At 66.7% G+C, this 8,314-nt stretch carries 5 protein-coding genes and 1 pseudogene; 2 read left to right on the top strand and 4 right to left on the bottom strand.

What is annotated here, in order from left to right; translation table 11 throughout:
* Nucleotides 1–218, top strand: a pseudogene (locus tag DKL51_RS24745) (IS630 family transposase); the annotation flags it as partial.
* Between the two features lie 83 nt (nt 219–301).
* Here DKL51_RS24745 and DKL51_RS24750 read toward each other — a convergent pair.
* Nucleotides 302–1,219, bottom strand: coding sequence for an NADP-dependent oxidoreductase (locus DKL51_RS24750; RefSeq protein ID WP_109947954.1), 918 nt, complete (start codon nt 1,217–1,219; stop codon nt 302–304).
* 843 nt (nt 1,220–2,062) lie between these two features.
* Between DKL51_RS24750 and DKL51_RS24760 the strand changes: the two genes are divergently transcribed.
* The gene (locus tag DKL51_RS24760; protein WP_109947953.1) at nt 2,063–2,491 is read left to right on the top strand and encodes a nitroreductase family deazaflavin-dependent oxidoreductase; all 429 of its coding nucleotides are present in this window, start codon (nt 2,063–2,065) and stop codon (nt 2,489–2,491) included.
* A gap of 128 nt (nt 2,492–2,619) precedes the next feature.
* Here DKL51_RS24760 and DKL51_RS24765 read toward each other — a convergent pair whose 3' ends face one another.
* The 3 genes from DKL51_RS24765 to fdh form a co-directional block, all read right to left on the bottom strand.
* Nucleotides 2,620–3,330 (bottom strand): IS256 family transposase, encoded by a 711-nt coding sequence (locus tag DKL51_RS24765; RefSeq protein ID WP_260428658.1) that lies wholly within the window; start codon nt 3,328–3,330, stop codon nt 2,620–2,622.
* Between the two features lie 5 nt (nt 3,331–3,335).
* Nucleotides 3,336–4,145 (bottom strand): integrase core domain-containing protein, encoded by an 810-nt coding sequence (locus tag DKL51_RS35855; RefSeq protein ID WP_243422775.1) that lies wholly within the window; start codon nt 4,143–4,145, stop codon nt 3,336–3,338.
* A gap of 555 nt (nt 4,146–4,700) precedes the next feature.
* The gene (gene fdh, locus DKL51_RS24775; RefSeq protein ID WP_148097838.1) at nt 4,701–7,967 is read right to left on the bottom strand and encodes a formate dehydrogenase; all 3,267 of its coding nucleotides are present in this window, start codon (nt 7,965–7,967) and stop codon (nt 4,701–4,703) included.
* Nucleotides 7,968–8,314: the final 347 nt, after the last annotated feature.

The following is an 8,314-nucleotide window of genomic DNA, read 5'->3' on the forward strand; positions in this document are numbered from 1 at the left end:
TCAACCTGGTTGAGCGCTGGTTCGCCGACCTGACCGAGAAGATGATCCGTCGTGGCGTGTTCCGCAGCATCGACGACCTCGTCGCCGCCATCGAGGAGTACCTGCGCATGCACAACGACGACCCGAAGCCGTTCGTCTGGACCGCCACAGCCGAATCGATCCTGGCCAAAGTCCGACGTGGACGAGTTGCCCTCCAGCAAACGGCTAGTCAAAACTGAGACAGAACACTAGGCAGGTGAGAGGCCGTCACCCGATCCCGGTGATTGACCTCGTGGTGCTCGCTCCCGTTTCGCGCGCCTTCTCAGCTCCGGGGGATGAGCACGAGTTTGCCGTGAACATGGCCACCCTGGCTAAGGCGTTGTGCCTCGGCGGCGCGTTCAAGTGGATAGGTGCCAGCTACCGTGGTGGTCAAGTCGCCGCGCGCGGCCAGCTCCGCCAACCCGGCCAGATCGCCCGAGGACCAGTCCTTCGGCGTGCCAGCACTGAAAGTTACGCCTAGCTCCCCGGCGGCCGGGTCGGCGATGGTGATGATCCGGTCGGTTCCTCCACGCAGCGCGATGGAGTCGCGGAGCGCGCCTTTACCGGCCACGTCAAACACGGCGTCGACCTGCCGGGACGATGCACGAACCCGGTCGACGAGGCCCTCACCGTAAAGCATCGGGATGGCGCCCAACGATCGGACATAGTCCTGATTGTCTTCGCTCGCGGTGCCGATGACCGTTGCGCCGCGGGTAACAGCCAGCTGAACAGCGATGGTCCCCACCGACCCGCTGGCCCCGTGGATGACCACGGTTTCTCCAGCTCGTACCCCCAGTAGGTCCAAGACGCGTTTGGCGGCCTCACCAGCGGTGGGCAACGTGGCCGCATCGGCGAACGACAGCCCGGTCGGTATGCGAGCAATCTGGCTGGCCAGGGCATATTCGGCGTACGAACCAGCCGGGGGGTCGGCCCAACCGACCACCGGCTCGCCTCCCGCAACATCCGTCACATTCTCTCCGACCGCGTCGACGACGCCGGCAACGTCGATGCCGGGGATTGCCGGCAAAGTGGTCGGGATTTTGGCCTGCATTGCACCGGATCGGATCGTGGAATCCACCGGGTTGATCCCGCTCGCATGTACCCTGATTCGCACCTGCTGCGGTCCTGGATTGGGCATAGGAACGTCGGCCACGTGCAGCACCTCGGGGCCGCCAAATGTGTCAAACATTATCGCCTTCATGTCGCAGACCCCTTCATCGTTGGTTGCGTATGCCACGAGATCGTCTGTGGGGGAGAACATGGCGACAAAGGCCCAACACGGCCACGCTAACAAAGCGCGCGGGCACCATGTCGGCAAACGCCCGGGCTCAGGAGTGTCCGATCATTTCTCCGACGGTCCACTGCCCCCTGGTCACGCGTCGGGCGGGCGCTACCCCGCGCTGCATGTCTGGGCCCGCCGACCCTTATCCCTAGACGCCCTCGACGGGGTGCCCTATACCGCCCACGACACCGTCGTAGAGTTGGGCGCGGTCAGCGAGTTCGTCGGCCTGTGCCTTAACGGGGACAATGACAGCCGGTAACTGATGCTCGACGACGGTCTGCTGGCCGCGATGCGGCCCGGCACCGTACTAGTGCCTCGACTTTGAACGCACATCGCGTACGTGCCGTACTTCCCGCTCGGCGGCTTCTCCCGCTGTAGTCGGACGTGCTGGAGTCGGTCGCCAAGCGGGTGGCGCGACCTCGATGGCGGTCACCACCCAGTCCTGGCTGCTGCAGCACTCGCCGAGCATTATGCTGATCCCAGGCACCTCGTCGGTCGCCCACCTGGCGCGAGAACATCGCCGGCGCGACCCTGGCCCTGCCACCCGACGTCCTCGCCGAGCCGGACACGATCTGAGCAGTGGACGCCCACGCAAAGGTGTCGTAGCCGGCCGGTTTGCTCGTCTCCCCCCCCAGTTCCGGGATGAGGGCCTAGCTACCATGAAGTACCAGGTCAAAGGCCTAATCGTCGGGAACGGCCGCTGGCCCTTCTATCACCCGGTCCCAGCGCATATCCCGAGATCGCGAACGACTGGAGTTCGACATGAGCGACACGCTCGACTGGAACGCGAAGACCATCGCGGAGTTCCGAGCAAGCGAGGGCAGGGTTGGCGGGAACTTCGAGGGCGCTCCGCTGGTCCTGTTGCATCACCGCGGCCGCAAAAGCGGGCGGGAGCACGTCAACCCAACGATGTACCTCCCGCACGACACCGAGCCGGACATCATCTACGTCTTCGCAACCAAGGGTGGAGCACCCACCAACCCGGACTGGTACCGCAACTTGGCCGCCGCCGGTGTCGGCAGTGTCGAGCGCGGAACCGAGACATACAAGGTGACCGTCCGCGAATTGACCGGCGCTGAACGCGACCGCATCTACGCCGAGCAAGCGCGGCGCTACCCAGGCTTTGCCGAGTACGCACGCCAAACCGCTGGAGTCCGCACCATTCCTGTGCTCGAACTTAGGCGGGCGTAGCCCACACCCGTAAGACCGTGCACTTGCCGAAAACCTCGTCCGCGCAGTCATGCGGCATGCTCGTACTCGTGGAGGATGCCGGGGGTGTGTCGATTTCCGTGGTTGGGCCTGTGGTGTGATCGAGGTTGTTAGATGGCGATCCGGTCGCCGTAGGCGAGGATCAGGGCGTTGAGGGCCTTGGCCCAACCGTAGACCCGGCCGGTGATACTCCCGCCGCCCTTACGTTTCTGCTGGACGACGAGGTAGAGGACCTTCATCGCGGCCTGCTCGGTCGGGAAGTGCCCGCGCCGTCGGGCGGCCTGCCGGAACCGGGCGTTCAGGCTCTCGATGATGTTGGTGGTGTAGAGGACCTTGCGGACCTCGTGGTCGTAGTCCAGGGACGGCACGAACTGCGGCCAGGAGGTCCGCCAGAGCCGGATCACGGCCGGGTACTGGTCACCGAACTCGGCGGCGAACGCTTCGAAACGGGCCTCCGCAGCCGCGACGGTGGGGGCGGTGTAGATGTCCCGCAACGCCGGGGTGATCTTGTGCCAGTCCTTGCGGTTGGTGTAGCGCAGGCTGGCTCGCACGAGGTGGACGACGCACTGTTGGTGCACCGCCTGCGGCCAGACCTGTTCGATGGCGTCTGTCATGCCTTTGAGGCCGTCGGAGCAGACCATGAACACGTCCTCGACGCCGCGGTTACGTAGTTCGGTGAGGTATCCGGCCCACTGCTTGGCGCCTTCCCCGCCGGTGCCGGCCCACATGCCCAGCACGTCACGTTCTCCGTCGAGGCTGATGCCGACCACGACGTAGACAGGCCGGTTCGCGACCTTGCGCTTGCCGAAAACCTCGTCCACGCAGGTCACGCAGCATGCTGGTATTCGTGGAGGATGCCGCCGAGGCGATCGCGTCTTCGTATATCGAGGCGGGCGATCTTGTTCGGGTCGGCGACCTGCGCGGGCAACGGATACAACGGGCGGGCGTTGGCGATGCCTTGGTGAGGTCGGTGGGAGTTGTAGAAGTCCTCGAACTCCTTCAGGGCGTGGAGGAGATGCCGCTGGTTCCAGATCAGGGTGCGGTCCAACAGTTCACGCCGGCAGGTCTGCACCCAGCGTTCCATGATCGAGTTCATGCGGGGCATCCGGACGCCGCTGAGCACGACGTCGATGCCCGCGTGCTTGAGAACGGCGTCGAACAGGGTCGCGAACTTCCCATCGCGGTCCCGGATCATGAACCGGGCCCGGTAGCCGGCGTCCTCGAGGTCCATGACGAGGTTCTTTGCCCACGTGGAGGTCGGGTGCGCGGTCGCGCCCAGGACCCGGACGCGTCGGTTGGCGTGCTCGATCACCGCGAGCACGTACAACCGCGCTCCGGTCAGGGTGACGGTCTCGAAGAAGTCGCAGGCGAGCAGGGCGTCGGCTTGGCTGCGGAGGAATTCGGCCCAGGTGGTGGAGGTGCGCTCGGGCGCCGGGTCGATCCCAGCCTCGTTGAGGATCTCCCAAACGGTGGAGGCGGCTACCTCGATCCCCAGGACGAGCAGTTCGCCGTGGATGCGGCGGTAACCCGCTGGGGTTCTCCCGAGCCAGGCGCAGCACCAGGGCGCGGATGGAGCGGACGGTGCGTGGCCGGCCCGGCCGTTTTGGCCGGGACTTGGCGGCGTGGCGACGCGCAAGGAGGTCGCGGTGCCAGCGCAGCAACGTGTCCGGGCGCACCAGCAGCCTGAGCCGATGGAGCACGCCCAGCGGAAGCCGGTGCAGCAGCGCGGCCAGGAACGCCCGGTCGCTGGGGGAGAACCGCGGCCGGGTCTTGCCCAGCTGTCGTTCCAGGACCGTGATCTGGTGGCGCAGCGCCAGGATCTCCACGTCCTTGTCCCGGTCGCTCATCGGAAGCAGCCGCAGTAACGCGAACGCAGTCGTCACACCGAGATAGGCCAATCGAAGCAGCACACCCGATCATCATGCCGCGGGTGGGAGAGACAGTCGGGAGAGGACCCCGCTCCTGCGGCCGCTGTCAAGATCCGCTTACAGCTGCTCCCAACTGGGCGGATGAGTTTTCGGCAAGGGCAACGCCCGGCTGGGCTGGGTTGGAGATCTTGGGCTCTGTGCCCCCTCGTCTCGTTGGGCAGCCTCGGCCACCTCACACGCGTTGCACCCGACGTAGATTCTGGTGTCGGTGAAGAAGCCCATCCGCGGCGCGGACCATACAGGCTGTTCGCGTTGAGCATCGGTCAGGCCTCCCGGCCGCTGGCGGTTTCTGTGGTGACGATCGGCGGGTAGTGGGCTAGCAGGTTTCCCGACCGCTTGTAGTAGTCGGCGACAAGGTCCAGCACCGCCGGCCCTGTGGGCCGGCGCCCGGGCCGCACGTCACAGGTGCCGACCTTGCTCTCCTGGATCAGCACGTTGGGGTCGAGGGTGATCCCGAACAGGTCGTTGGCGGAGTCTCCCCGGCTCAGACCCTCGTATCCCCAGTGGTAGGGCAGCCAGACCTGGTGGATGATCCGGTCGTCGACCCGCAGCGGGGTGAGCCGGTCGGTCACCAGGACCCGTGCCTCGATGACCGTCCGCGAGGTCACCAGGTGGGCCCAGCCCAGATGCGTCAACCCGCGCTCGGCCGCCAACTCCGGTGAGACCTCAACGAACATCTCCGGCTGCAGCTCGGTCAGGTACTTGACGTTACGGCTCATGCCGCCCGCCGTGTGGTGCTCGGTGAGCCGACTGACCGTGAACACGTACGGGAAGACGTGGCTGGACGCTTCCGGGGGGCTTGGGTTGAGCGGGTTCACCGGCTGGTCGTAGACCTTGCGGATGGGGTTGGCCTGTTGCCCGTAGAGCGGGTTGCGCACCGGCGACTCGGCCGGCTCGTAGTGGGTGGGCATCGGGCCGTCGAGGACGCCGGCTGGCACGAAGAGCCAGCCCTTTCCGTCACCCTGCATTATGAACGCGTCGTCTCCGGCGATTGCCTCCACCCCGGCGGCGCCCGCCGGCGGCCGGTAGGATGGCGGCTTGGTCTTCTCGAAGTCGGGCACGTCGTGGCCGGTCCACTCCCCCGCGTCCCCGTCCCACCAGATGAACGCCTTGCGCTCGCTCCACGGGCGACCGTCCGGGTCGGCGGAGGCGCGGTTGTAGAGGATGCGGCGGTTGGCCGGCCAGGCCCAGCCCCACTCTGGGGCCACCCAGCTCTGCTCCCGGCCGGGTTTGCGGCGGGCGGCCTGGTTCACCCCGTCGGCGTAGACCCCGCAGTAGATCCAGCAGCCGCCGGCCGTGGACCCGTCGTCCTTCATCTCGGTGAACATCGACAGCGGGCGGCCGGTGGCCACCTCGTACCCGTTGATCTCGCGCAGGACCGCCTCGGCGCTCGGCTCCGCGTGCACGCCGTGCGTTGGGTAGTCCCAGTTGAGGTCCAGCAGAGCCCGGTCCCGCTGGCGGGTGGAGCCAGCCAGCTTCTGCCGCACGATCCGCCCGAGGTGGTAGAAGAACCACAGCTCGGAGCGGCAATCGGCGGGCGGGTCGAGCGCCTTCTCCCGCCATTGCAGCAGCCGCTGGGTCTGGGTGAAGGTGCCTTCCTTTTCCACGTGCGAGGCTGCCGGAATGAAGAAGACCTCGGTACGGCACTCCTCCGGCACGATCTCCCCGGTCTCCACCTCGGGGCTGTTCTTCCAGAAGGTGGCGCTCTCGATCAGGTAGAGGTCCCGGACCACGAGCCAGTCGAGGTTGGCCATTCCCAGCCGCTGGGCCTTGCCGTGCGCGGAGCCGACGGCCGGGTTCTGGCCGAGCAGGAAGTAGCCCTTGACCTTGCCGTCGATCATGTTCAGCACCTGCTGGTAGGTCCCGTGGTCGCCGGTCATTCGGGGCAGGTAGTCGTAGCAGAAGTCGTTGCCCGGGGTGGCGGCGTCACCCCAGTACGCCTTGAGCAGGCTGACCGCGTACGCCTTCGCGTTGCCCCAGAAACCCTTCTGCCTCGGGTGCCGGATGCCGTTGATCCAATCGTCGAAGGTCGGATGCAGGGCGTGGTGCGGCATCGGCAGGTAGCCCGGCAGCAGGTTGAACAGCGTCGGGATGTCGGTGGAGCCCTGGATGCTGGCGTGCCCGCGCAGGGCCAGGATGCCGCCGCCGGGACGGCCTACGTTGCCCAGCAGCAACTGGATGATCGCGCCGGTGCGGATGTACTGCACGCCGACACTGTGCTGGGTCCAGCCCACGGAGTAGACGAGCATGCTGGTGCGCTCCCGGCCGGAGTTCTCCGTCCAGGCCCGGGCGACCTCCTCGAACTTTTCCCGCGGGGTGCCACAGACCCGCTCGACCATCTCGGGCGTGTAGCGGGCGAAGTGTCGCTTGAGGATCTGGTAGACACAGCGCGGATGGCGCAGGGTCTCGTCCCGTTCGGCATCCCCGCCCACCGCCGTCCCGTGCGACTCGTGCTGCAGCGCCGCGGCGGTCTCCCGCTGCGTTTCGGTGTCGTGCGCGACGGCGTTGCGCTCCTGGCCCTCGTACTGCCAACTGGTCTGGTCGTAACTGGCGTTCGTCCGGTCGAAGCCGGAGAACAGCCCGTCCAGGTCCTCGGTGTCGCGGTAGTCCTCGCTGACGATGGTCGCCGCGTTGGTGTAGGCGACGACGTACTCCCGGAAATCCAGTTCGTTCTCCAGGATGTATCGGACGATTCCGCCCAGGAACGCGATGTCCGTGCCGGCCCTGATCGGCACGTACGAGTCGGCGAGCGCGCTGGTCCGGGTGAACCGCGGATCGATGTGGTAGACCTTGGCGCCGCGCGCCTTGGCCTCCATCACCCATTGGAACCCGACCGGATGGGCCTCCGCCATGTTGGAGCCCTGGATGATGATGCAGTCGGAGTTGATCAGGTCCTGCTGGAAGTCCGTCGCGCCACCGCGACCGAAGCTGGTCCCCAGACCGGGGACGGTGGCGGAGTGTCAAATGCGGGCCTGGTTTTCGATCTGTAATGCCCCCATAGCGGTGAACAACTTCTTGATGAGGTAGTTCTCCTCGTTGTCCAGCGTTGCGCCACCTAGGCTGGCGATGCCCATGGTGCGGTGCAACGGCCGGCCGGCGTCGTCCACGTCCTCCCAGGTCTCGTCCCGCGCTGCGAGCACCCGGTCGGCGATCATGTCCATCGCCGTGTCGAGGTTGAGGTCCTCCCACTCGGTGGCGTACGTCCGGCGGTAGCGCACCTTCTGCTGGCGCAGGTCGCCGGTGACAAGGCTCTTGCTCGCCGCACCCTTCGGGCAGAGCCGGCCCCGCGAGATGGGGCTGTCCGGATCGCCCTCGATCTGGGTGACCCGGCCGTTCTTGACGTACACCCGTTGGCCGCAGCCCACGGCACAGTACGGACAGACCGACCTGGCCACCGAGTCGGCCGTCTCCGTGCGCGCGGTCAGCGTCTCGGAACGGGCTGACTTCGCGGCGGCACCACGGCCGAGCGGATCAGTGCCGGTGAGCTGGCGATAGACCGGCCACCCCTCGATCCAGGTGCGGACGCCCATGGCAACACCTTCCCGACAGCAGGGCGAAACGCGAACGCTTCGACGATAGGCCAGTCGGGCGAGAGCCGAAGCGGTTGCGACGCCTGTCCCCCTATCGTCAGAGCGTGACCCGGATTAGCGCCACCGACGCCGGCGGGTTCATCGGTGCCCACATGACCGCAGCACTGGTCGCCACCAGCAACTAGTGCCCCGTCATGCAGCCTTGAACGGGTAATCCGGATGGCGGATCTTGGAGCGGGTGGCGAATGACGTTTTCGGTTTGGCGCGCTGGTTGCGCCAGCGGATGTAGTCGCCGATGGCGGCGTCCTGTTCGGTGTGGCTGCGGTGGTCGGTGCCGTTGACGTCGG

The sequence above is a fragment of the Micromonospora globispora genome (genome assembly GCF_003857015.1).
GTDB lineage: Bacteria > Actinomycetota > Actinomycetes > Mycobacteriales > Micromonosporaceae > Micromonospora > Micromonospora globispora.